Source organism: Salinadaptatus halalkaliphilus (assembly GCF_006543045.1).
In the GTDB taxonomy this organism is placed as follows: domain Archaea; phylum Halobacteriota; class Halobacteria; order Halobacteriales; family Natrialbaceae; genus Salinadaptatus; species Salinadaptatus halalkaliphilus.
This window is the reverse complement of sequence record NZ_RBZW01000022.1, coordinates 1-23,527: the sequence shown is the minus strand read 5'-3', so window position 1 is coordinate 23,527 and position 23,527 is coordinate 1. Positions and strand designations below refer to the sequence as shown.

Below are 23,527 nucleotides of genomic sequence, written 5' to 3'. Positions count from 1 at the left end.
GTCGGTACCGACGGAGACTCCGACCTAAAGACTGGTCTGGTTAATGGCGAATTACTTCGACGACGCGGGCTCGAGACGGGAGTATGACCGACACCCACGATTCGCAGACTGACTGTGTGAGACGACTGTCACTCGAGCGCCGTTCGTATCTCCGTGGCATCGCGAGTGCAACCGTCGCCACGGTCGCCGGTATCGGGACGGCCGCCGCCGAGGACGACGACGTGATCGCTGTCCCCGCCGGCGATCTGTACACGGTGCAACTCGGCGACGGGGAGACGTTCGAAAACACGATCATCGATATCACCGCCGACGGTGCGCAGTATCAGATCACCGCGAGCGGCTCCGACTGGGCGATCCGCAACGTCGGGGTGCGCGGCGTCTGGGACGGCCACGCGAAAGCCGAGCCACTGACCGCCAGCGTTCCCACGGATGGCACGGCGTCGATCGAGAACCTCTACCTCGGCGATGGTGCCTACGACGACACCTATCCCGGCGCGACCGGCATCTTCGTCGCCGGTAGTCACGCCGGCGTCCTCGAGATCGATCGGGTCAACATCCAGGGTTACCCCGACAACGCAATCTACGGTAGTTCCCCTGGAAACACCGCCAGCCACCCGGCCGGCCGGGGAAGCGCCGGCGAAGTTCACATTACGAACTCCTACGCGGCCGATTGCCGGGCCGGTGGCTTTCGCGTCGGCACGAACGGTTCCTACGTCGAGAACTGTGTTGCGACCGGCTGTGACCGCAACGCCTGGGGGTTCTACGAGGAGATCGAAGTCATCGACTGTGACTTCTCGGACGGCCAGATGGGCGACGTTGGGACGGGCGACAGCCAGTGGCAGGCCGATGCGTCGGTTCGTGTCACGGACAGCCGATTCGAAACGACCGTCGAACACTCCGGACGGGTCGTCGGCGAGTCCGCAGGCGAACCCGATCGAACCGACCCTGAAGATGTCGACGGTGTCCCGCTCACTGCCGCGGAAGCGGTCGACGATTCTGCGGCGTAAGGCGACGACTACGATTCGATTTTGCTCGAGTCAGATTGGTATAGCGATCCTCCCGAACGACTGGGTATCGACGTGTCTCGATACCACCACGCGCTCGCGGCTCGTCGCGTCCGTACGACGACGGCTACCGAGCGTAAGCCGCGGTATAACAAATATCGCTTCTGGCATGAACGTCAACGACACGATGACTATCGACGCTACTGATACCGATCGGGCACTCGTACTCGGGATCGATGGCGTCCCCTGGGACCGCATTCACGACTGGATCGTCGAGGGGAAGCTACCGAACTTCGGCCGCCTCCTCGAGCAGGGGGTTGCCGCGCCACTCGAGAGTACGACGCCGCCGACGACGCCGACCGCCTGGCCGTCGATCGCGACCGGCGTCTGGCCGGACAAACACGGTATTTACGGCTTTCAGCGGGTCGAATCCGACTATACGCAGGAGATGAACACAAGCGTGAACCTCGAGCGGTCGCCGCTGTGGGAGCACCTCTCGCCGGCCATCGTCGGCAACGTCCCGATGACGTATCCGGCGAGCGACATCGACGGGACCATGGTCTCGGGGATGATCGCGCCGTCGCTGAACGATCGGTTCGCTTCGCCGTCCTCGCTCGTCGACGAGATCGACGAGCACGTGCCGGAGTATCGGATCGGGCTGAACTGGTACGACTACGCCGACGACGAGACACGGTTTACGGACGATCTCGCCTCGCTCGTCGACTCGCGTCGCGCGCTGATGGATCATCTCATGGAGATCGACGACTGGCGACTGTTCTTCTTCGTCTATACGGCGCCCGATCGACTCCAGCATCTCATCTGGGACGACGATGTCATCCTCGAGCACTACGAGCAACTCGATGCGATCCTGGGCGATGTCCTCGACTATGTTACCGAACACGAGGCCAATCTGTTCGTCGTCTCGGACCACGGATTCGGCCCGATCTCGAAATTCGTCAACCTCAACACCGTACTGTCGGAGGCGGGATATCTCACGCCAAAAGCGGAGAGCACGGCCCGAAACTCGCTCTCGCAGTTGGGAGTCACGAAATCGAACGTCCTGGGGATGGTCAAGCGAATGGGTGTCGACGACAAGCGAGTCGTCCAGGCGCTGCCGAAACGGCTCGTCGACGGCATCGCCGAGCAGGTGCCCGGTGAACACGGACTCTACGACGTCGACTTCGCGGAGACGGTCGCGTTCACCCACGGGCCGGGCTACGTCTATATCAACGACACCGATCGGTTCGCCCGCGGCGCCGTTTCGCCCGCGGAGATTCCATCGCTCAAACGCGAACTGCACGACCTCTTTGCGGACGTAACCGACCCCGAAACGGGCGAGACAGCGCTGTCGGTGCACGACGGCGACGACGTGTTCCCGACCGACGATGAGTCGCCAGATCTCGTGATCGTCGGCGAAGATGGCTACGAGGAGAAGACCTCACTCGGCGACGATGTCTTCGAATCCGCAGGATCGAAGGCGGCGAGCCACCGGAGCCAGGGCGTCTTCTTCGCCTACGGACCCGGTATCGACGCACGCGGCACCGTCGAGGAACTCGAGGTCGTCGACATCGCACCGACGCTGCTCCATAGCGTCGGCGAACCGATTCCCGACGACATCGACGGAACGGTCCGAACCGATCTCCTCGCCTCGGAGGCGGCGCCGACGGTGCAGGCGGCGGGCGAGGAACGATCGTCTGCGAGGCCGGACGACGCCGTCGACGACGACTTCGGCGACGTCGAGGACAGACTTCGGGGACTCGGGTACATGGATTGATTGATACGGATTGCTGTAACGATTTACCGGCGAAACCGCAGACGGGTCGCGGTTTCGGCGGTAACGACTTACAGTAAACCGTATGACGGTGAACCGGATGACAGCAATCCATACCGACCGCGGTTGACGCCACCAGACGCTGCTTCTCCGTCCTCGAGAGCGACGGTTAGAACCCGATACAGGCGAGTTATGCCTCGATTCGTACACGACTGCTTATTTTGAGATCGCCGCCTCGAGCGTACGAGCGGTTCATCGTTCGTCTCCCTTCCCCGATACGCGCTCGCAGTCGACGTGTCGACTCGGCGTTATTTCGAGTCCTGTCGGCGGTAATCGCTTCGCGGATCACGTAATCTGAGTATCATTTTTTACTGAGAGTCCGGATTTAAAGACTACTCAGTTTAACGGAGTATTACTTCGCCGAACTGTTCTTCGCCATTGATGTATGACGGATACCCACGACTCGCAGACGGATGGCGAGGATCGATCACTGCTCGGTCGCCGCTCGTACTTGCGAGGGGCAGCGAGTGCTGCAACACTGAGTGTCGTCGGCGTCGGGGCTGTTGCGGCCGACGAATCGTTCGACGTTGTCGAGGTGTCCGCCGGGGACACCTACCGCGTCCAACTCGGCAGCGGTGACACGCTCGAGAACACGCTCATCGACATCACCGCACGCGGTGCACAGTATCAGATCAACGCCACCGGTACCGACTGGGAAATTCGCAACGTTGGTGTCCGTGGTAGCTGGGACAGTCACGCGAAAGCCGAACCGCTAATCGTCAGCGTCTCCGCTGGCGGCTCGGCGCGCATCGAGAACCTCTACCTCGGCGACGGATCGCCCGACGACACCTATCCCGGCGCGACCGGCATCTTCGTCGCCGGTAGTCACGCCGGCGTCCTCGAGATCGACCGGGTGAACATTCAGGGCTACCCCGACAACGCGATCTACGGCAGCTCGCCCGGTAATCCCGCCAGACACCCGGCCGGCCGGGGCGGCGGTGGCGAGGTACACATCACGAACTCCTACGCGGCAGACTGTCGCGCGGGTGGCTTTCGGGTCGGCACGAACGGCTCTTACGTCGAAAACTGCGTCGCGACCGGCTGTGACCGCAACGCCTGGGGATTCTACGAGGAGATCGAAGTAATCGACTGCGACTTCTCGGGCGCACGAATGGGGGATATCGGAACGGGCGACAGCCACTGGCGAGAAAACGCCAGGGTGCGAGTGACCGACAGCCGGTTCGAGTCGACCGTCGAACACTCCGGACGAGTCATCGGCGAATCCGTCGGTTCCCCACAGCGAACCGAACCCGAAGACGTCGAGGGCGTCCCGCTGACTGCCGAGCAAGCGGCCTCGGGATCGGCCGAGCCGCCGTCTTCCGGTGGCCCGGGCAACGGTGACGACGAAGACGACGAAGACGACGAGGAGGACGACGGAGACGGTGACGAGTACCTGCTCGCGTTCGTCACCGAGCCCGAGGCAAACCTGGCGAGCTACGAGTTCCTCGCCGAGGGCCCCGTCGAGTTCGCCGACGCCCCCTACGAGACGCCCTCCGGCGGCAGCATCGAAGGCGGAACCTTCGAAGCCGAGGACTTCATCGACGAACACGGCGACACTCGCCACGCCGGCGGGACGACCGGCGGCGGCCACGGTGACGCCTTCCGCGTCGCCGGCCCGATCACCGACATCGCCCTCGAGCAACCCGACGTGATGTGGGTGGAACTCGACGGCGAACGGATGGAACTCGAGGAAATTATCGAGGAGACGGCCGACGATGGTAACGAGGACGAAGAGGGAAATGAGAACGCCGGTGACGATCGTCTGCTCGCGTTCGTCACCGAGCCAGAAGCTCGCTTCGCGAGTTACGAGTTTACCGCCGGCGGCCCGGTCGAGTTCGCCGACGCCCCCTACGAGACGCCCTCCGGCGGCAGTATCGAGGGCGGCACCTACCAGAGTGAGGACTTCGTCGACGAGGACGGCGACAGCTGGCACGCCGGCGGAACCACCGGCGGCGGCAACGGCGACGCCTTCCGCATCGAGGGTCCCGTCACTGCGATCGACCTCGAGCAGCCCGACGTGATGTGGATCGAACTCGACGGGGATCGGATGGACCCCGAAGCGGTCATCGAGGAGACTGCCGACGACGGCGACGAGGACGACGACAACGGCGACGAAAACGATGGAAACGAGGACGACGGGGAACCCGGCGACGAAGACGATGGCGAGGACGATGCGGAGCTGACGAACGCCCTCGTCGTCGATGGCAGCTACTCGAGCGAGCCAAGCACCTACACGTTCGAGGTCACGGGGTCGGTCGAGGTCTCGACGTATCGAGACGCAACGCTCGAGGAGACCGACGTTGATGGGACCGCAGTCTCCGGTGCCGTGGCGGGTGATCGGGACGCGTACTGGTTCAGCGGCGACATCGTCGACTTTTCGGTGTCTGGCGATGCACGCATCGACATCGAGTACGACGCTCGGTGACGGCGGTTCGACGCGCCGATCGGTCGCCTCGGCCGGTTCCGTGGTCGGCCGGGGCCGTCACTTGATCGAGCCGCGCCGTTTGTAGTCGTCGTAGGCGTTTCGGAGATCCGCCAGGAACGGGCGAGGATCGTCGAGGCTCGCGTAATCGAACCGTGGATGGCTGACGATCGAGCGTGCGACCTCGAGGGCGGCGTCAGAGAGGTCCGGTTTGTCCGCGAGTTCGACGTCATCGAAGTAAATCGACCGAAGGTACAGCAGTTCACCGCGCAACAGGTGGCCGGCGATGCCCGCCTCGTAGGCGTGGTCGATCCGATCGGCTTCGTCGTGTGTCAAGAGCCAGTAGTAGTACGGAAAGTCCGCACCAGCCTGCACCGAGAACGGCAGCGACGACCAGAACCGCGGGTTGACTTCCATGAGTTTGAACTCACCCGTCTCCTCGTCCCGCAGGAATTCGACCATCGCGAGCCCGTGCCACTCGAGGGCGTCGAGGAGATTTCGACCGGCCGCCTCGAGCGCTGGGATACGGACCGATTCGCGAAAGGAACTCGCGCCGCCGGCGTAGCTGTACCCCCGTCGCTGACGGTGCTGAAAGGTCGCCACGGGATCGCCGTGGTCGTAGAGCGCGAAAAAGCCGTACTCGTCGGTCGTGGGCACGTACTCCTGGACCAGGGGATCGTGGCCCATGCCGTGTCGAAGGGTATCGACGTCGGGTTCGATGCCCGGTCGCAGATACTCGGTCTTGGGCGGATCGAGAAACTGTTCGGGTCCGTAACCGTCGAGATACTCGTCGGTGAGCACGGCATATCGCGCTTTGACGATCCAGTGGCGATCCCAGTCCCAGTCGGTCGCCTCGGCCAAGACGGTCGTTTCCGGGGCAGATACGCCCGCATCCGCGGCGATATCGAACAGGTGGACGCGATCTTGGACGGCCGCGAGCGTTCCGATATCCGGCCAGATAGTCGCAACGTGATCCTGAAATTCGGATTTGTACCGCGAGAGGACGTAGACGTCGACATCTCGTACCGGAATAATCGTCGCGACATCGGGCCGCATCGCGATCGAGAGCAGTGCATCCTTGTAGGCCAGCAGGTCGTCGTGGGGGTTCGGTACCGAGAGGGCCTCGTCACAGTACTTCGAGTGGACCGCCGGGGCAATCTCCTGATCCGTCAGCACGATCGTCCGAATGCCCCGCCGCCCGAGCGAACGCAGACAGGCGACGGTACTCGGTGCGATCGTTCCTGGGATAGCGACCGATCGATCGATCCAGCTGTCACTGCCCATCGAAATCACCCGGTCGACGGTGACCCCCGTCGGTCCAGCGAGTCCGATCTCTCACAACGGAATCGGCCATGCGAACACTCACAGCAGTGTGAACGTTAGTTAAGAACGGAGTACTCTCGTCAAGCAGTCGGGACCTGTAACACCCGATCGGTTTTACTCCCCGCCCCGGTGTGGCCACGGCGGACAATCGGTCCCTACTCGTCAGCCAGCGTGTAATCGAACCCATACTTAATGACTCGCTGAACAGATCACTGATCGTGGACGAATCGATCGACCGGACACCGTGATCGCTATGGGACGCGTAGTACTCTCGATCGACGCCGAACTTGCCTGGGGATTTCACGACCTCGAGCAACCGCCGATAGACCGTATTCGAAACGCTCGACGCGGATGGCGTCGACTGCTCGAGTTACTCGAGGCGTACGAGATACCGGCGACCTGGGGCGTCGTCGGCCACCTCATGCTCGAGGCGTGTGACGGCCACCACGTGGACCATCCGGCCGCCGATGAGGGGTGGTTCGCGTCCGACCCGGGCGGACGTGTCACGGACGACAACTGGTGGCTCGCACCCGGTCTCGTCGAGCGGGTCCGAGATGCGCCCGTCGACCACGAGATCGGTTGTCACTCGTTTTCACACGTCCTGTTCGACCCGGTCGCGACACCGACAGCCGTCGTCGAAGCTGAACTCGAGGCCTGCCTCGCCGCCGCCGCCGAATTCGGGGTCGACCTCGAGTCCTTCGTCTTTCCCCGGAACGTCGTCGGCCACAGAGAGCTTCTCGCGACCTACGGTTTCAGCTGCTATCGCGGTCGTTCGCCATCAAGATGGTACGACGACTCGCCGCTGTATCCGCTCGGGAAGGTGGCCGAGTACGCCGTTTGCCAGACCACGCCGCCGCTGGTCGATCCCAGGGTCGACGAGCACGGGCTGGTCGATATCCCGGCCTCGCTGTGTCTATTCTCCTTCGAGGGCGTCGCCCGCTCGCTCGTCGAACCGATCGTCGGTGATCCGGTCGTTCGCAAGGCAAAACGCGGCATCGACGCCGCCACGGCCGGTGACGGGATCTGTCACCTCTGGCTCCATCCCAACGAGGTGACGACCAGACGTAACATTCGACGCCTGCAACGCGTCCTGGCCTACATCGACCAGCGAAGACGCCAGACTGAGCTTCGCGTCGAAACCATGGCTGCAGTTCAACAGGACGTTACCGGGAGCAGTCCGACTCGAGCGGTCCCTCTCGAGCACAACAATAACAATCCACACCGGTCCGAACGCGCGGACCAGTCGGCTGTTCGGCGTATCGACTCGTGACGCTACGAACGTAACGGCGCCGAAGTGCTGTCAGAAACGACGCGAAAGCGTCTCGGCCGGAACGTGCGTATCGTCGTCGAGGACGACCTCGAGACGGCCGTCCTCGAGCAGGGTCTCGATCTGATCGTGTGTAAAGCGACCGTCACAGTCCAGACCGACGAACGTCACGTACTGGTCGGTTCGGTCGACCACCGTCGCGAGCGAACTGCCGTCGCGGTAGTGGTATCTGACGCTCGCTTCCGGCTGCAACGCGGCGGCGGTAAGACGGCGATACGCCCGTCGATGGCGGTCCATACCCACCGGCAGCCTCCGCCGTCGGTCGTGTCTGGATACGGACGCCACTCCGTATCAGCAACTATTTGTCGCTGGTGGGACCGACAGGAAGCATGACTGGGCCAGCTCCCTCAGCGCCAGCCGGCGACGCGCCTCTCGAGGACGTGACGGTTCTCGAACTCGGCCACATCGTCGCAGGACCGTTCTGTACGCTCATCCTCGCGGACCTCGGCGCGGACGTGATCAAGGTCGAAAATCGGAGCCACGGCGGCGACTCGGTCCGGGACTCGAGCGAACTCGGCACGAGCCTGTTCAACGCGATGAACCGAAACAAACGCAGCGTCACCGTCGATCTGAAAGACGAGCAGGGACGAGCGGTGTTCGAGGACCTCGTCGACGAGGCCGACATCGTCGTCGAAAACTTCGGCCCAGGCGTCACCGAGCGCCTCGGCGTCGACTACGAGACGCTGTCGGCGATCGACGAGGCGTTGATCTACTGTTCGATCAAGGGGTTCGGCGAGGGTCCCTACGAGGAGTATCCGGCACTCGATCCGATCACGGAAGCGTTGAGCGGCCTGATGAGCGTCACCGGGCTGCCAGACGAACAGCCGGTCCGGGTCGGCACCAGCATCTCCGATATGGCGGCGTCCTTTTTCGCCGCCGTCGGCATCCTCTCGGCGCTTCGCGACCGAGACCGCACGGGCGAGGGCAGCTACGTCGAGGCACCGATGTTCGAGAGCACGATGCCACTCATGTCTTACTGGCTCGCCTACAGCCAGGCCCACGACATCGTCCCGGAGCCGATCGGCGCGAGCCACCTCAACTGGGCCCCCTACGACGTCTTCCAGACCGCCGATGACGAGTGGACGTTCGTCGGCCCCTCTTCCGAACGCCACTGGGAACGCCTCTGTGATGCCCTCGAGACCGACCTCGACGAAGACGAGCGATTCGCGACGATGGACGACCGTCGCGAGCACCGGGGAGAACTTCGCGATCGGCTGGCCGACGAGTTCAACCACTGGACCCAAGACGAGGTTCTCGAGCGGCTTCGCGAAAGCGGGGTCCCCGTCGCGCCTGTCAACGACGTCGGCGACGTGATCGACGACGAGCATCTCGCGGCGACCGACGCGCTCACCGAGATCGAGACCACCGAGGGAACGAGCACGTCGGTCGACGTACCGAAACTGCCGCTTCGATCCAATCGGTTCGAGCCCCCCGAAGGCGAACAGCCACCGGCACTCGGCGAGCACACCGACGAGGTGCTCCGTGAATTGGGATACGACGACGCCGAACTCCAGGCTCTCCACGAGCGCGACGCGCTCTGATCGAAACCGTTCTTCGAGGAGTCGTGGCGATTACTGTTCGTCTCGAGCCAGTTCGAGCGCTCCCTCGAGGTCGACCGGTCCTTCTCGCTCGAGCGCCGAAAGGATCGTTTCTACGCGCGCGTCGGTCGCCTCGACACCCGCCGCCTCGAGCAGGGCTCGAGCAGCACCACTGCCGCTGCCAGCACCGAAGACGAGCGAGCGCTCGCCGCCGTAGGTTTCGGGGTCGAACGGTTCGAACGTGCTCGGATCGCGTAACATGGCGGCCGTATGAAGACCGGATTCGTGTTCGAAGACGTCCCGGCCGAGGACGGCCTTGCGCTCGTCGACGGGTTCCTCGAGCGCCGCGAGCACGTCCTCACATCGGGGGACGAGCTCGGCCGTCTCGAGCCCGAGTTCGGCGTACCCCTCCCGATCGCAGTGGATCGCGACCTCCTCGAGGGCGGGGTTGCCCGCCCGCTCGCCCAGCGAGGCGACGCTGACATCGAGTCGTCCGACATCGTGTCTGGCCGCGACGAGCGCGTTCGCCGTCGCGACGCCCAGGTCGTCGTGAAGGTGTACGCCGAGTCGGTCGGGATCGACGCCCGAGTCGACGAGAGCCCCAAGGCGTTGCTCGAGCGCCAGTGGCGCCATCGCACCGACGGTATCTGCGAGGGTAACGACGGCCACGTCCTCGAACCGATCGATCGCACGATCGACGTGTTCGTCCGCGGTCCGAAACGCGTCCATGATCGACAGGTGAACGGTTGCCCCACTCGCGGCCGCCCGATCGACCGCCCGCCGCATGCGGTCGAACGCTGTCTCACGGTCCGTGTCGAGGGTCGTCTCGAGGTGACGTGTCGAGAGCGGGGCAAACACCTCGATCACGTCGGCGCCGGACTCGATCGCGGCGTCGACGTCACGGTCTAGGGTCCGGGCGATCGCGACGATGTCGGCCTCGAGTTCGTCGGCGAGGGTGGCGACGGCGCGGCGATCGGTCTTCCCGGTGATCGGAAAGCCGACCTGCACGAACGCCACGCCGAGGTCGTCCAGCGCACGGCCGGCCTCGCGTTTCGCCTCGAGATCGTACGATCGGCCGGGAAGCTGTTCGCTCTCCCGAATCGTCACGTCACAGAGATCGGTCATCGGTCATCGTTCGAGGGGAGGGACAGCGCTCCCAAGGCTGTTTGGACTTGCTACGCGTCGCCACGCGAGCGCTCGAGTGCCGCCTTGAGGACGGGTGCGACCAACACGAGGATCGTCAACACGACGAGGATGCGCGCGGGCCAGCTGTCGACGAAGATGAGCGGCGAGCCGTCCGAGAGATCGAGCGATCTGAGGAAGTTCTCCTCGGCGATGCCGCCTAAGACGATACCGAGGATGAACGCCACGATCGAGAAGTTGTGTGCGAACATGTAGTAGCCGATGACGCCGAATGCGGCGACGGTGAGGACATCGACCCAGTTGCTGCGCAGCATGTACGCTCCCGAAATCGCGAGCACGAAGACGATGGGGATGAGGATCTGGGTGTCGATCCGGGTGAGATACTCCATGCGCGTGATCAGGCTCAGGCCGACGACGAGGATCACGATGTTGCCCAGAAACAGCGAGACGAAGACGGCGTAGGTGAAGCTCAACTCCGTCGTAAACAGATCCGGCCCGGGGTTCAGTCCGTGCATAAGCAGGCCACCGAGCAGGACGGCCGTCGCCCCGCTGCCGGGAATCCCGAACGACAGCGCCGGGATGAGCGAGCCGCCGACGGTGCCGTTGTTCGAGGATTCGGCCGCGACGACGCCGTCGAGTTCACCCTGACCGAAGTTTTCGGGGGTCGTCGAACTCCGAACGGCCTCGCTGTAGGCCACGAAATTCGAGACGGCGGCTCCCGAGCCGGGAATCGACCCGATGAACATGCCGATAAACGAGGACTTGACGAGCAGCCACCACCGGGACCCGGCGGCCTTGACGCCCTCGAGTGGGCTGCCGTCGGGGTCGATGGTGCCCCGAGCGATGCTGCCGCGTTCGCTGGCGAGTTTCAGCATCTCGGCGACGGCAAAGATGCCCAGAATCGCCGCGACGAAGTCGATCCCGTCGTAGAGGCCGATGTAACCGAAGGAGTAGCGCACCTCCGGGGACATCTCCGCGACGCCGACCGTCGAGACGAGCATGCCGAAGGCCCCGGCGATCAATCCCTTGACGATCGAGCCCTGGGCGACGATCGTGATCATCGAGAGTCCAAGCACCGCGACGAGGAAGTACTCCGGCGACCCGAACATGAGGACGATCGTGATCAACACCGGCGAGATAACGATAAGAGCGACGATCGTCATGAACCCTGCACTCGCCGAGGAAAACGCCGACGCCGACAGGGCGAGCATCGCTTTGCCCTGTCTCGAGAGCGGGTAGCCGTCGAACGTCGTGGCCGCAGCGGCGGCGGTTCCGGGGACGTTCATCAGGATCGCGGCGACGCTGCCGCCGTACATCGAGCCGCTGTAGATGCCGACGAGTAGGATGATGCCGTTCGTCCCACCGAGTGGCAGCGTCAGCGGCAAGACGACCGCCATTCCGAGGTTGGGTCCAATTCCCGGTATCGCTCCGATGGCGATGCCGAGGACGATCCCGACGACCAGCCACATGACGGTCGGCCACGAGAGGGCGATCGACATTCCCTCCAGGAGTGCGTGTGTCGTCGACATTTACCAGATCCACTCCAACAAGAAGCCGTCTTCTAACGGTGCGTTAAACAGGAGGTAGAAGGCGAAGACGATCACCAGCGTGGTCACGAAGACGACGGCACTAACTCGCCTCGACTGTTCGAACCACCACGAGTACGCGAGCACGAAAAGCGGCGTCGCCCAGAGAATGCCGATCAGGAGCGAGACGGCGATGTATCCAAGCAACAGGCCGTAGGTCGCGATCGAATCGGGAACGCCTCGGGTCGTCGCCGATGCCGTTTCGGCAGGCTCTGGGGCGGTCTGTTCGTTCGCCGCCGATTCGTACTCGCTATCGGGCTGTGCGATCGACACCGGTTCGGCGACGATCCGTCGCAGCCCCTCGGGGAGAGCGTCCTGAACCACCAACAGCACCGAGCCGACGATAATCACTCCCGCGGTCAACCGTGGAAAGAGCGCAGCCGAACTGAACTCGAACGTAAACGTCAGGCCGAACATGACGAGGCCAACGAGAAGAAAGAATAGACTCAAGGCCCGTTCTGTATCGACCGCTCGAGCGAGCGCAGTAGTCCGTGTCATCTGTGACTTGTCGTAGCGTGACCCGCTATCTCGCGTCAGTTATACGCCGATTCGAGCGTCCACCGGCGACGAATTAGTCGCCAGCTTCTTGCCTGAGCTCGTCGATATCGACGAGTTCGGGAATCTCCTCCCAGATACTCTCGAGGGTGTCGTTGGCGTTTTCCGGGCCGTCGTAGACCATCGGATTCCCGGATTCGTCGGCCCAGTCCTGCATCGTGTCGGATTCGATCGTCGTTTCGACCGCTTCCGTGAGGATGTCGACCCGATCGTCGGGTGTTTCTGGTGGGACCCACATCGACCGGGTCACCTGCCCGACAAAGTCGATTTCGTCGTAGCCCTGGTCGACGACGGTCTCGGCGTCGGGGAAGACCTCGCTGCCCTGGGTCGTCAGGACGGCGATGACGTCCGCATCGCCGCTCTCGACGGCCGAGGCAGCCCCTGCGTCGGACGTGATCGCCGCAGGCACCTCACCGGAGGCGATCGCCTCGTTGATCGGGCCCGCGCCCGAGTACTGGATGTATCGATCCCAGGGCATGCCGTACAGTTCCTGGAAGAACGTCGCGTGGACGAGGTAGTTGACGCCGAGTCCGCCGATCGTCTCGAACTCCTCGTCCTCGTACCGGCCGACCAGATCGTCCAGCCCGTCGATATTCTCGTCGGCGTTACCGATGACGACGAGCGCGTTGAAACCGATCGTCGCTAACCCCTCGAGATCGGTCATCTCGAAGTCCGGCGGCTCGATCATCGCCTGAATCGAGGTTGTGAGCGGATTGAACTTACTGATCGTGTGTCCGTCGGGATCCTCGTTCAGGAACTGGCCGATGCCCCGCATGGCGCCGGCCCCGGGAACGTTGTTCACTTCGATCGTCGTTCCGAGCTCCTCCGATAGCGGATCGGCCATCTGACGGACGATCACGTCGGAGCCACCACCCTCGTCGAACGGGACGAGCACCTCTACCGACCCGTCGGGAAACTCGTCACCGCCCATCAGTTCACCGAGACACCCCGCTGTCGCCACCCCTGCCGTTGCGACACCCGTCGTCCGCAGGAACGTCCGTCGGTCCATAGTAAGGATCGATACAAATGCTAGTATAAATAGCTGCTGTATGGCCGTGGCTGTCTGTACAACTATCTGTACTCCATCGCGGTATATTTGTATATATTATTCTTCAATTAGGGGTCTAGAATGCGAAAATTGGGATGTCTCCCTGTCGTTATTCTCACGTCCCTCCCCGTGAGGAATTCGTTCACGATTGCGTCTGTGTCGGCTCACCGCCGTAGTTCGACGATCGTTCCGTCGACGAGACGAACGTCGATGTCGCCGAACGAAAACCGGACACTCCCACGGCGCGTTGCCGTGTTCGTGTCGACAAACAACTCGTCGATCGCTTCGGGGTCGACGTACTCGTAGAGGGGATCGATTTCGGTCCCCTTCTCGCCGGTCAGCGTCTCGAGGGCGCGAACGACGGCGATAGATGGCTTCTCGTGTGGCTGTACCTCGACGCGGACCGTTGGCTCCTCGCCGGAGCACTCGTCTCGATATTCACTCACCAGGCTCACCGTCGGTTTTCGCTACACCTCTTTTATGATTGCCAGCGGCCTGAAACGATCCGTTAGTCCGTTCAGGCGTTTAACAGCGGGTATCTGTCATCCCGCAACTGAGTGGCTGAAGGCCACCGACTGCAGGCTACGGATCGCGTTCGTGTTGAGCGACCGTCTGTGAGAGCAGATTCGCCAGTCCGCGATGGGTCCGACCGGTCACCGCCGCGTCCGAGACGCCGAGTTGGTCTCCGAGCTTCTCGAGGGTCGTCTCTTTCGGATTCTCGAAAAAAACCGGCCTCGAACGCCGTCACGAGCGTTTCGTACTGTTTCTCGGTAAGGTCGTACTCCATCGTCGGACTGACCTCGAGTTCAGTCCGGAGCCGCTCGAGCACCAGGTCGATGTCGTACTCGCGAACGAGTTGCTGGAAGGTTTCGACGCGCTCCTGGGACCGGAATCGGATAAACGTTCACCGGCGGTGGATGGTTGTGCCAACGGTGTGGCAACCGAGAGACGGCGGTCACCTCGTAACGCCGTCGACCGGGACGATATCGGGGTTCGGCCGGGCTCGAGACGCTTAGGCGTCGTCGTAGATCCTGTCGACCCGGTCCTCGAACTCGTCTAAGATGACGCGGCGCTTTTTCTTCATCGTCGGGGTCAGCATCTCGTTTTCCTCGGTGAACTCCTGTGGGACGAGTTCGAACTGCTTGATCGTCTCGTGTTTCTCGAAGTTCTCGTTGGCGCTGTCGACTTCCGCCTGGATGTACTCGATGACGCGCTCGTCGTCACACATTGCCTGGGGATCCTCGGGGAGATCGATGCCTTCCTCGTCGGCCCACTCGCGGACGTGGTCCGTGTTCGGGACGATCAACGCGCCGATGAACTTCTCCCCGTCGCCGACGACCATACACTGCTCGACGCGCTCGCTCGCGGCGAAGGCGTCTTCGATCGGGCCCGGCGCGACGTTCTTGCCGGTCGAGAGAACGATGATCTGTTTGGCCCGGTCGCGGAACTCGAGGTAGTTGTCGGGTCGCAGGTGGACGATGTCGCCGGTACGGAACCAGCGCGTGCCGTCCTCGTCCTCGGTGAACGCTCCCGCCGTCGCCCCGGGCTTGTTCCAGTAGCCCTGCGTGACGTTCGGACCGTCGACGAGGAGTTCGCCGACCTCACCGGGATCGTCGTCGAAGGCGTCCTGATCGGCGACGCTCTCGTCGACTTTCAGGTCGACGTTCGCCAGCGGCGGGCCGATCGTCCCGATCTTCACCGCTTCGGGCGGGTTCGTCGAGACAACCGGCGAGGTTTCGGTCAATCCGTACCCCTCGTAGATCGGCAGCCCCATCGCGTGATAGAGCTGACAGAGCTCCGGCGAAAGGCTGCCGCCGCCGCTGATCAACAGTTCGATTTCGCCGCCCAGGGCCTCTCGAACCGTCGAAAAGACGAGTTTGTCCGCAAGCGTCTGCTTGGCCTTCAGAATCGGACCCGGCGAGTCGGCGCGCTGGTACTCGACACCGACGTCGGTCGCCCACTCGAAGATACGTCGCTTGGCGCCCGACTCGCTGGCCTGTTCGCGAATCCCGTCGTAGATCTTCTCGTAGACGCGGGGCACGCTCGTCGCCGTCGTCGGCTGGACCGTCTCGAAATCCTCCTGGAGCGTGTCGGGGTCCTCGGCGTAGGCGACGCAAGCCCCCGTCGCAAAGAGGACGAAGTGACCGGCCGTCCGCTCGAAGACGTGCGCCAGCGGGAGGTACGACATCGCCAGCGAGTCCTGATCGAGCGTCGGAACGTCGTCGGGTTTGTCCGGGCGCGGCGCGAAGCGCTTGCGAATCGCGTTGACGTTCGACCGGAAGTTCCAGTGGGTCAACTGGACGCCCTTGGGCTGGCCGGTCGTCCCGCTGGTGTAGATCAAACTCGCCAGATCGTCGAGCTCGGGCTCGTCGAGCCACTCCTGATAGGCCTCGAGATCGAACGCATCCTCGCCACGGTCGTGGACTTCGGCGAGGGTCAGGATATCGTCGCGGTCGTCGTACCCCTCGAACTCGTCGAATGAAACGATAAACTCGAGCTCGAGTTCGTCTTCGACCTCGAGGACGCGCTCGAGGAGTTCCTCGTTCTCGACGACGACGGCCGACGCGTCGGGATCGTCGAGCAGGTACTCGACCTGATCCGGTGAGGAGCTGGTGTAGACCGTCGTGATGACCGCACCGGCGCTCAACAGCGCGAAGTCGGACTGGGCCCACTCCATCCGGGTGGTGGCGAAGATACCCACTCGATCGCCGGTTTCGACGCCCAGCTCGCGAAAGCCCGCGGCGAGGTTGCGGACGATCTCGCGCATCTCGGCGTAGGAAATCGTCCGGAACGCACCGGGGTCGGCAGCCGGAAGCACTGCGTCGGTCAGCGATCGGTCGTAGATTCCCCCTTTGTATTTCTGGGCCGGTTGGCTGGTGTTTCGCTCGACCGACTCCTCGAACATCCGGCCGAGCGTCGTCTCCCCGATGACCTCGTCCTCGTACTCTCGTTCGGCCTCCCGCCAGTTCATATTGGTATGTGAGACACTCCCCCGCGATAAAAGTGTTAAAACTGATCGAATCGGTCTTTGGGTTTATCCTGGAGAGCCGGAGCGCTCGTCGGCCGAACAGCATCGGTACGACCTACACTCGGGAGACAGAGCGTACCACGGCGAAGGGACATCGGGACGACGGATACGCTCGCGGTCGAGGCACCGAATCGTTTCTGAAGGATGATATTTACCGAACGCTGAACGAGAGAATTTCACGCCGGGGCGCGTACGGCGGTGTATGACGGATCCAAACCGAGAATCAGACACGTCGGCGACAGATGCAGCTGCCGAAGACGACGGTGACGAACGCGAGATCGAACGACTCCTTTCGCGCGACGCCGGTGGGGCCCTGTTGCGACGAATGGCCGACGGGATCGCGAACGGCTCACTCACCCTCGAGGGCGACGAGTCGATCACCGTCGCCGTTCCGGAGCGGTTCGAACTCGAGCTCGAGTACGAAACTGCGGACGACGCCGCCGAACTCGAGGTCGAACTCGAGTGGCCGATCGTGGACGGGGAGGCGGTCCCAGCCGCGTCTGACTCGGGCACGGACGACGAGGCGGAGGTGGTGTCGACGGCGACCGACGCACCGGTGTCGACAGCGACGGCCAGCAAGGCTGAGTTCGAACTCTATCGCGACGCCGCCGACGAGTGGCGGTGGCGACTCGTCCACGACAACGGTAACGTCATCGCCGACAGCGGCGAGGGCTACAGTCGGAAGGCCGGCGCCCGACAGGGTCTCGAGAGCGTGATGCAAAACGCACCTGGCGCGAACGTCGTCACGGTCGAGGACTGATACGGTTTACTGTAAGTCATTGCCGGCGCAACCGCGACCCGGGCGGCGGTTGCGCCGGTAAATCGTTAACAGCAATCCGTATGAGGCCGACCGGTGACCGTCACGCCCGAGGTACCGGCCGATCTGCGTCGCCGTCTCTACGAGTTCGGCCCCGGCTGGATACGAAATACAGGAGAAAACTCACGGAGTTCGTCGGACGAAAAGAGGACGGACGGTTCAAGCAGATGCTACACCGCATCAGCAACGAACTCGTCGCGGAGGCCCGTGAGAACGGATGTTTGACCATTGTGTTCGAGAATTTGACTGACATCCGCGAGCGGACTGGGGCGTCGTGGGGCCACAAGTGGGCGTTCGACCGCTTGTACGAGTACGTCGAGCACAAGGGCGAAGAACATCGGCTTGCAGTATCTCCGTCGTCATCAGAACTCGAAGCGTTCTGATTGGCTCGAAAATCACAATTCGATTTTCGAACGCAACCAAACTGGGGGCGAGGGAGGCGCACCCTTGGGCGTGCGCTTAAATAGCGGGACGCTGAACGTGGATGGAGGCTATTCTCCTGGCTCAACTGAGGCCAGAACGGGAGTCCACGCTGAATCCCACCGCTTTAGGTGGGTAGCTCAAAGTTTCAAGCGGCTCCGAAGTTGGCTGAGTCTGGACTGTTCGACGACGGTCGCCGAGCGCGCGAGCAGGACCGTCTGCTCGGTTCGCGGGATGACACGCTGTGGAATCGAGCCGACGAGCCGACGGTGTAGCGTACGCTGGCGAGTCACACCGAAGACGATCACGTCGTGATCCGGTGCCGTGTCGACGATCGCGCTCGGCACGTCCTCGTCGGTTTCGATCGCCGTCGCGATATCCACGTGGGAGCCGGGAGCCGTCTCGAGGAGGGCGACCGCCGCCGTGACATCGTCTCGAGCGGTGTCGGCGTCGCCGTCCGGGGCAGTGACTGCGAGAACGGAGACCGTCGCATCGTTGCGAGCGGCGATCGCTTTCGCTGCGTGTGCGGCCGGTCGAACGTGGGGGCCGCCGGCGACCGGCAGCAAGATCGAGTCGACGCTGTCGGCCTCGTATCCGATCCGTTCGACGTAGAGGTCACAGGGTGCGTGTTCGATGAGATGATCGAGCGTCGTACCCAAGACCGCGTCCGTTCGGGTCCGCCGTTCGTGCCAGCCAACGACGAGCGCCTGTGCGTCGACCTCCGAGACGGCCGTCCGAACGCCCTCCGCCACCGAGCGACCGACGACGATCTCGCGCTCGACGACGACATCATCGGGAGCGGTTTCGACCGCCAGATCGAGCACGTCCTGAGTGTCCTGGGCGAACCGTTCGACGATCACGTCGTCCGTGTAGATCGAAAACGGGGATGCGCGAGACTTGGTGACTATCGAGACGATCCGAACGTGTGTCTGGCGGACTCGAGCGAGGTCACTGGCCGTCCGGACCAGTTGTCGCACACGGTCCGGGTTCACGACGGCAACCAGCACTGGTCGATCGGTCGCCGAGTTCGACATCGGCACTCGATTGGTATACGGTAGCGACCACCTTACTCTTTGCTGGGAGGGAGACGGGGACGTGACTCGTCACGAGGGTTCGGTCCTCGATTCGTTGGTCATCATCGACATGCTCGAGGGCGTCGACGACACCGTCGCCTACGTCGAGTCACAAGAGATCCCGTATCTGACGTCGTCGATCTGCGTCTACGAGGTGCTCGCAGGCACACTCGGCCGCGGCGAGACGGACGTTCGAGCCGAACGACAGCGCTTCGGTGGCGTCCGCACACTCGCGTTCAACGAGGAAATGGCACTCGAGGCCGCTCGACTTCAGGACAAGTTGCTCGACGACGGCGAACGGATGGCCGTTCGAGACCTCGTGATCGCAGCGACGGCGCGATCGACCGGTGATCACCTCGTCGTCGCCGATTCGGATTTTCAGACTGGCGTGCTCGAGTCCGAGTTGGACGTGACGAATCTACAGGCGGAGCAGGCCGAGTGCCTCGGGAAATTTGACGCTGACGTTGGCGTACTTCATAGTACTACTATGGTAGCACAATGCGATAAAACTGCGGGATGGTCGGCACACTGTCCCGTCTGGTGGACTGTCTGAAGTTCATCGTTGCCGTTGCCCTCTGGGCTGTATATGAAGAATTCAGTCCGCAACGGCCAGACTGCAGGCGTCGAGTTCGGCCACGAAGACGACGGCAGTATCACCGCTATCGGCCTCGAGAGTGGTGTTGCATCGTTCGGCGATAGCAAGTCCGAAGCATTGGCAATGCTCGCCGAGGCACTCGAATTGCACGAGGGCGGGGGCGAACCAGTCACCGACGATGATCTCGAAGCGTGGGGAATCGAACCCGACGCACAGCGGGACAACGAACTCCCCGAGTTCATGCAATAGATGGTTCGGACGTCGTTTTCCGGCCGGAAAATCGCGACCGTCCTGCGAGATCACGGGTTCGTTCCTGTCGACCGGACGGGAAGTCACCTGAAACTCCGGTACGAAAACCCAGGCACTGACGAGGTACGGGTCGTCACCGTTCCGATGCACTCCGAAGACAAAATCCCAACTGGAACGATGCGATCGATCGCCAACCAGTGTGGTGCGGCGGATTTTCACGCCTGGTGTGTGTGGATCGACGACAACCGATACTCACACACGGACCCGATTGTCGCTACGTACGATATCGACCTGCGCTCTCGAGGAGCGCCCGATCGAACGCCTCGCCGTCGGGCCCGTGGTGGACCCGGCGATGGCAGTTCGGACAGAGTGCCACCACGTTGTCGGGGTGATCCGGGCCGCCGTCGCTCCGGCGCTGGAGGTGATGGACCTCGAGGAACGGCTCGCCGTCGGTGTCGGTAAACGGCGCGGGCTCGTCACAGCCCTGGCAGACGCCATCGGCGCGTAGGACCCAATATATGACTAAATAGGAAAAGGAGGATGGAAAATCGTGCAGTGATATCAAATAGGTCGAATAGCAACAATTTCAGACAAGAATCTTAGTCTGCAAAATCGAGTGTCGCCTGTTTGGCGTAGCCACCGATCTCGCTTCGCCTATTGTTGAACTCTTTCGGAGTCATCGCTCCGCACCGCAGTTCGTAGATTCGCTTCTGCTCAGCTTCGGTAAGTTCATCGCCATAGATGCTGTCTCTCAGATAGTAGCCGAGCGCCTCACCGAGATACGGTGGTACTGCATTGCCGATCTGCTTTCGAATGGAGACGAGACCACCATCAAAGCGATACGTATCAGGAAACGTCTGCAGCCTGGCACCTTCGCGCGGAGTAAGTCCGCGGTCCTGGAACGGATGGACACACCGTGCGCTCGAGGGTTTGGACATATTCGACGTAATCGCTACAGCGGGCTCGGTCGAACTGAGCCGAGAGTAGGAGTTGTGATATCCGGAGGAAGGTTGTAGTTCGTCGGGAATGGCCGTTCGGTTTCCACCATCAGGTATATGAGAAATCATTTCAATCATATCCTGTGAGTGGTTTGCAGCGATATGGGCTGTCAGTTCCCCGCTATCGTTCCTGAGGTCTTGTTGGAGAAGCGTTCGGGGTTCCGTATTGTAGTTTGTGACCTCTTCTCCGGGGCTGACTTCTGGAAGATCACCAATTCCGTCCATTACGCCCGGCGTCTGCACCGGATTTAATTCGAATCCGTCAAACGGATGTTCATGAATGTCTTTTTTCGTCGCAATCGCAACGAGTCGACGCCGGTGCTGGGGAACGCCGAAATCGGACGCTTTGACGACTCTGTGGGTTACATCATAGCCAATCAAATTAAACGACTTTTTAACAGCCTCGAGGAATTTTCCGCCAGCCGTATTCTGGATTCCACGAACGTTCTCGAAGAGTGCTGCATCCGGTTCGAGTTCGTTCACCCAACTGATAAAGTTCGTAAAGAGGTGATTCCGATTATCGGAGCCGTCGGGACTCACAACTTCGGAGAACCCCTGGCATGGGGGGCCACCGGCGACCAGGTCGATAGAGCTCTGGCCGACGATATCAACGATATCGTGGTTATCTACGTCTCGGATATCTCCTGTAATATCGGCTGGCACAAGGCCATCTCGGTTCCTTGCGAACGTTGATCTTGCGTCCTCGTCTACCTCGACGGCGTGTTTCAACTCAAAGCCGGCCCTTTCTAACCCGATAGAGAGCCCTCCTGCGCCAGCAAATAAATCAACGTAGGTAAGATTCCGGTCACCCATCTAATGAAGACTGCCGCCTAACCGTATTTAATCATTCGCCCTCTCACTAGTTCTGCCACAATTGGTATTTGAATGGAAAGTTCTTTAGCAGATGTGTTATTGAAATACACAGTACTATCATCGCTCGTCTCCAGAAGGGACGCCCACAGCGAGTTCAATGATAGACCTCACGAGGCTGTGCTAGTAGAATGAGCATAGAAATCACGGATGATGAACAGAAAAAAGTCGCCGAGTTTCTCGATAACTATTTCGACGGAGAGCGTGATCAGCGGCTCCTCGCCTACAGCGAACAAGACAGCGACGAATCAACCGTCGATGAAGCCGACGAAATCGAAGAGTTAGTCGCTCGAACACGGAACCTCTACGACGAGCGGGGGAAAGGCTATCTCGGTCTTGCACTCTCTTTTATTTTATCTGTCGAAGATCTCTCGCAGTCAGATCCATGGCTTGAGGAGTTTCATTCGGATCTTAATTGGGAAGACGACATCCTCCCGCGGTACGAACAAAAGGGAACCGACTACCATACGGGCCGCAATCTCGACACACTCACCATTCGGTTCAACGACCACGAGGTCGGAATCCGTGGCCAGATCAACGATATCGGTGACTTCTTCCATCAAACCATGAGTCGGACGAATTTTCCGAACGCTCCCGGCCACTACACCGGCAACTGGGGTGATCACATCGAGATTCTCGAGTCGGCATTTATCCTGTCTCGAGCGGGACGTCGCGAGGCAGCGGAACGAATTATTGCGTTGGGGCTCAATCGATTACAGTCCAAGGACTATCCGAGGCGGGAGCCTGCATTCTCACAACCGTTTCTCAAGGTTTTGAATGATTACGAGCGAACGGACGACAACGAAATGGGTGGGCTGGCCTATCAGGCGATGGTGTACGGCTACGCCACAGCCGAGTGGCCACACCTGTCTCTCCGGGCAAGTAGCGTCCGAACGGGATCGTCACGTCAGCATCGGTTTGGAGATATTGATGGCTACAACGGTCCGGACCTCATGATATCTGTCGAAGCAAAAGATAGGGTCATCGACGAGTCAAATATCGATACCGAGCTGGGAACCATGATGACGTTGGCCGAGCGATCGACCACAATTTCGATCGCCGTCTGTCAGAAGATCGAGAAAGATGCCCGCGAAACGCTGCAAGACGAGGGCGTAAAGGTCATCACTGACAAAGACCTTCGGATTCAACTCCGAACGTGGGACTACCACAAGCAGAACGTCGCACTTCAGGGGATGGTCCACTTCCTCGAGCATATCGAAGAGAACCCAACGGCAACACGGCGGCTGCTGCGATTTATTGAGAATGTTGACCCAAATAATTCAGCATTAGCACATCTTGATGACGAGAACTAACGTTCATTGGCATATCTCGTATTTGTATCCCTCCTCATCAATGCTGAAAGCAATACCATCTTCGGTCTCTGATCCCAACATTTGATAGTATCAGATTCTCCTCGAGGTACTTGAACATCTGCTCATCAAACGTGTATATCCACCAGTCTGGCGTTCGGCCTATTACGATTCATACGGACCGTTGTAGTTCTTTACCGGTGATCACCGACTCCGTCCGGCTGATCACCGGTAAAACGCTACAACAATCCGTATCAGGGGTTCAGTCGCGGTGTAGTCGTCTTTCGATTTGTTTGGCTGTGTTGAATCGCCATAAGGCGGTGGAATTCACTGTTTCACGGCTCGCTTGATGTTGTAGACGACACACATCAGGGCGATTTCTCGGAACTC

19 protein-coding genes and 3 pseudogenes are annotated in these 23,527 nt (G+C 61.4%); 11 read left to right on the top strand and 11 right to left on the bottom strand.

The features are described from left to right. Positions 1-83 precede the first annotated feature (83 nt). The 3 genes from D8Y22_RS09765 (at position 84) to D8Y22_RS09755 (ending at position 5,260) form a co-directional block, all read left to right on the top strand. A complete protein-coding gene (locus D8Y22_RS09765) occupies positions 84-1,007 on the top strand; it encodes a hypothetical protein (RefSeq protein ID WP_174811818.1) in 924 nt (307 codons plus the stop codon). A gap of 184 nt (positions 1,008-1,191) precedes the next feature. Next, entirely contained in the window at positions 1,192-2,778 is a 1,587-nt protein-coding gene (locus tag D8Y22_RS09760) for an alkaline phosphatase family protein (RefSeq protein ID WP_141464528.1), read from the top strand. A 442-nt stretch (positions 2,779-3,220) separates the two neighbouring features. Further along, positions 3,221-5,260 carry a right-handed parallel beta-helix repeat-containing protein gene (locus tag D8Y22_RS09755; RefSeq protein WP_141464527.1) on the top strand — a complete coding sequence of 680 codons (2,040 nt, stop codon included), beginning with the start codon at positions 3,221-3,223 and terminating at the stop codon, positions 5,258-5,260. 57 nt (positions 5,261-5,317) lie between these two features. Here D8Y22_RS09755 and D8Y22_RS09750 read toward each other — a convergent pair whose 3' ends face one another. Continuing rightward, positions 5,318-6,541, bottom strand: a complete 1,224-nt coding sequence (locus tag D8Y22_RS09750; RefSeq protein ID WP_141464526.1) for a carboxylate--amine ligase — start codon at positions 6,539-6,541, stop codon at positions 5,318-5,320. Between the two features lie 292 nt (positions 6,542-6,833). On the opposite strand from D8Y22_RS09750, the gene D8Y22_RS09745 reads away from it, so the two are divergent. Further along, on the top strand, positions 6,834-7,850 hold the full coding sequence (locus tag D8Y22_RS09745) for a polysaccharide deacetylase family protein (protein ID WP_141464525.1): 1,017 nt from the start codon (positions 6,834-6,836) through the stop codon (positions 7,848-7,850). A 30-nt stretch (positions 7,851-7,880) separates the two neighbouring features. Here D8Y22_RS09745 and D8Y22_RS09740 read toward each other — a convergent pair whose 3' ends face one another. Then, positions 7,881-8,144, bottom strand: coding sequence for a hypothetical protein (locus tag D8Y22_RS09740; RefSeq protein ID WP_141464524.1), 264 nt, complete (start codon positions 8,142-8,144; stop codon positions 7,881-7,883). Between the two features lie 92 nt (positions 8,145-8,236). Here D8Y22_RS09740 and D8Y22_RS09735 point away from each other — a divergent pair, with 92 nt between their 5' ends. Next, on the top strand, positions 8,237-9,448 hold the full coding sequence (locus D8Y22_RS09735; RefSeq protein WP_141464523.1) for a CaiB/BaiF CoA transferase family protein: 1,212 nt from the start codon (positions 8,237-8,239) through the stop codon (positions 9,446-9,448). Positions 9,449-9,478: 30 nt separating this feature from the next. Here the strand turns inward: D8Y22_RS09735 and D8Y22_RS09730 are convergent, their stop codons facing one another. From D8Y22_RS09730 to D8Y22_RS09705, 6 genes are all read right to left on the bottom strand, one after another. Continuing rightward, positions 9,479-10,570 (bottom strand): LeuA family protein, encoded by a 1,092-nt coding sequence (locus D8Y22_RS09730; RefSeq protein ID WP_141464522.1) that lies wholly within the window; start codon positions 10,568-10,570, stop codon positions 9,479-9,481. A gap of 50 nt (positions 10,571-10,620) precedes the next feature. Continuing rightward, positions 10,621-12,117 (bottom strand): tripartite tricarboxylate transporter permease, encoded by a 1,497-nt coding sequence (locus D8Y22_RS09725; protein ID WP_141464521.1) that lies wholly within the window; start codon positions 12,115-12,117, stop codon positions 10,621-10,623. After that, a complete protein-coding gene (locus D8Y22_RS09720) occupies positions 12,118-12,672 on the bottom strand; it encodes a tripartite tricarboxylate transporter TctB family protein (RefSeq protein ID WP_141464520.1) in 555 nt (184 codons plus the stop codon). It lies immediately after the preceding gene. A 73-nt stretch (positions 12,673-12,745) separates the two neighbouring features. Further along, complete coding sequence (locus D8Y22_RS09715; RefSeq protein ID WP_141464519.1) at positions 12,746-13,738, bottom strand: Bug family tripartite tricarboxylate transporter substrate binding protein; 993 nt, start codon at positions 13,736-13,738, stop codon at positions 12,746-12,748. 203 nt (positions 13,739-13,941) lie between these two features. Continuing rightward, positions 13,942-14,223: a HalOD1 output domain-containing protein gene (locus D8Y22_RS09710; RefSeq protein ID WP_141464518.1), complete on the bottom strand. Its 282-nt coding sequence runs from the start codon at positions 14,221-14,223 to the stop codon at positions 13,942-13,944. 566 nt (positions 14,224-14,789) lie between these two features. Beyond that, positions 14,790-16,748 carry an AMP-dependent synthetase/ligase gene (locus D8Y22_RS09705; protein WP_141464517.1) on the bottom strand — a complete coding sequence of 653 codons (1,959 nt, stop codon included), beginning with the start codon at positions 16,746-16,748 and terminating at the stop codon, positions 14,790-14,792. A gap of 259 nt (positions 16,749-17,007) precedes the next feature. Between D8Y22_RS09705 and D8Y22_RS09700 the strand changes: the two genes are divergently transcribed. Together D8Y22_RS09700 and D8Y22_RS23345 are read left to right on the top strand one after the other, a co-directional pair. After that, a complete protein-coding gene (locus D8Y22_RS09700) occupies positions 17,008-17,565 on the top strand; it encodes an HVO_2922 family protein (protein WP_141464516.1) in 558 nt (185 codons plus the stop codon). Positions 17,566-17,726: 161 nt separating this feature from the next. Beyond that, positions 17,727-18,171, top strand: a pseudogene (locus D8Y22_RS23345) (RNA-guided endonuclease TnpB family protein); the annotation flags it as partial. An 11-nt stretch (positions 18,172-18,182) separates the two neighbouring features. Here D8Y22_RS23345 and D8Y22_RS09690 read toward each other — a convergent pair. Next, the gene (locus tag D8Y22_RS09690) at positions 18,183-19,076 is read right to left on the bottom strand and encodes a universal stress protein (protein ID WP_141464515.1); all 894 of its coding nucleotides are present in this window, start codon (positions 19,074-19,076) and stop codon (positions 18,183-18,185) included. 61 nt (positions 19,077-19,137) lie between these two features. Between D8Y22_RS09690 and D8Y22_RS09685 the strand changes: the two are divergent. The 3 genes and pseudogenes from D8Y22_RS09685 to D8Y22_RS09675 all read left to right on the top strand — a co-directional run. After that, a pseudogene (locus D8Y22_RS09685) lies at positions 19,138-19,545 on the top strand (PIN domain-containing protein); the annotation flags it as partial. Between the two features lie 156 nt (positions 19,546-19,701). Continuing rightward, a complete protein-coding gene (locus D8Y22_RS09680) occupies positions 19,702-19,959 on the top strand; it encodes a type II toxin-antitoxin system HicB family antitoxin (RefSeq protein WP_141464514.1) in 258 nt (85 codons plus the stop codon). Further along, positions 19,960-20,208: pseudogene (locus tag D8Y22_RS09675) on the top strand (type II toxin-antitoxin system HicA family toxin); the annotation flags it as partial. It lies immediately after the preceding gene. A 25-nt stretch (positions 20,209-20,233) separates the two neighbouring features. Here D8Y22_RS09675 and D8Y22_RS09670 read toward each other — a convergent pair. Together D8Y22_RS09670 and D8Y22_RS09665 are read right to left on the bottom strand one after the other, a co-directional pair. Beyond that, positions 20,234-20,524: an HNH endonuclease gene (locus D8Y22_RS09670; protein WP_141464513.1), complete on the bottom strand. Its 291-nt coding sequence runs from the start codon at positions 20,522-20,524 to the stop codon at positions 20,234-20,236. 34 nt (positions 20,525-20,558) lie between these two features. Next, positions 20,559-21,770: a DNA cytosine methyltransferase gene (locus D8Y22_RS09665; protein ID WP_141464512.1), complete on the bottom strand. Its 1,212-nt coding sequence runs from the start codon at positions 21,768-21,770 to the stop codon at positions 20,559-20,561. Between the two features lie 188 nt (positions 21,771-21,958). Between D8Y22_RS09665 and D8Y22_RS09660 the strand changes: the two genes are divergently transcribed. Continuing rightward, positions 21,959-23,140 (top strand): hypothetical protein, encoded by a 1,182-nt coding sequence (locus D8Y22_RS09660; protein WP_141464511.1) that lies wholly within the window; start codon positions 21,959-21,961, stop codon positions 23,138-23,140. The last annotated feature ends 387 nt before the right edge of the window (positions 23,141-23,527 follow it).

Excerpts from the sequence above, each read along its gene's own strand:
- D8Y22_RS09735 (WP_141464523.1), top strand. The coding sequence starts at position 8,237 with ATGACTGGGCCAGCTCCCTCAGCGCCAGCCGGCGACGCGCCTCTCGAG.
- D8Y22_RS09725 (WP_141464521.1), bottom strand. The coding sequence starts at position 12,117 with ATGTCGACGACACACGCACTCCTGGAGGGAATGTCGATCGCCCTCTCG.
- D8Y22_RS09665 (WP_141464512.1), bottom strand. The coding sequence starts at position 21,770 with ATGGGTGACCGGAATCTTACCTACGTTGATTTATTTGCTGGCGCAGGA.
- D8Y22_RS09690 (WP_141464515.1), bottom strand. The coding sequence starts at position 19,076 with ATGTCGAACTCGGCGACCGATCGACCAGTGCTGGTTGCCGTCGTGAAC.
- D8Y22_RS09700 (WP_141464516.1), top strand. The coding sequence starts at position 17,008 with ATGACGGATCCAAACCGAGAATCAGACACGTCGGCGACAGATGCAGCT.
- D8Y22_RS09705 (WP_141464517.1), bottom strand. The coding sequence starts at position 16,748 with ATGAACTGGCGGGAGGCCGAACGAGAGTACGAGGACGAGGTCATCGGG.
- D8Y22_RS09715 (WP_141464519.1), bottom strand. The coding sequence starts at position 13,738 with ATGGACCGACGGACGTTCCTGCGGACGACGGGTGTCGCAACGGCAGGG.
- D8Y22_RS09730 (WP_141464522.1), bottom strand. The coding sequence starts at position 10,570 with ATGACCGATCTCTGTGACGTGACGATTCGGGAGAGCGAACAGCTTCCC.
- D8Y22_RS09745 (WP_141464525.1), top strand. The coding sequence starts at position 6,834 with ATGGGACGCGTAGTACTCTCGATCGACGCCGAACTTGCCTGGGGATTT.
- D8Y22_RS09765 (WP_174811818.1), top strand. The coding sequence starts at position 84 with ATGACCGACACCCACGATTCGCAGACTGACTGTGTGAGACGACTGTCA.
- D8Y22_RS09680 (WP_141464514.1), top strand. The coding sequence starts at position 19,702 with ATGAAGAATTCAGTCCGCAACGGCCAGACTGCAGGCGTCGAGTTCGGC.
- D8Y22_RS09760 (WP_141464528.1), top strand. The coding sequence starts at position 1,192 with ATGACTATCGACGCTACTGATACCGATCGGGCACTCGTACTCGGGATC.
- D8Y22_RS09660 (WP_141464511.1), top strand. The coding sequence starts at position 21,959 with ATGAGCATAGAAATCACGGATGATGAACAGAAAAAAGTCGCCGAGTTT.
- D8Y22_RS09740 (WP_141464524.1), bottom strand. The coding sequence starts at position 8,144 with ATGGACCGCCATCGACGGGCGTATCGCCGTCTTACCGCCGCCGCGTTG.
- D8Y22_RS09755 (WP_141464527.1), top strand. The coding sequence starts at position 3,221 with ATGACGGATACCCACGACTCGCAGACGGATGGCGAGGATCGATCACTG.
- D8Y22_RS09720 (WP_141464520.1), bottom strand. The coding sequence starts at position 12,672 with ATGACACGGACTACTGCGCTCGCTCGAGCGGTCGATACAGAACGGGCC.
- D8Y22_RS09750 (WP_141464526.1), bottom strand. The coding sequence starts at position 6,541 with ATGGGCAGTGACAGCTGGATCGATCGATCGGTCGCTATCCCAGGAACG.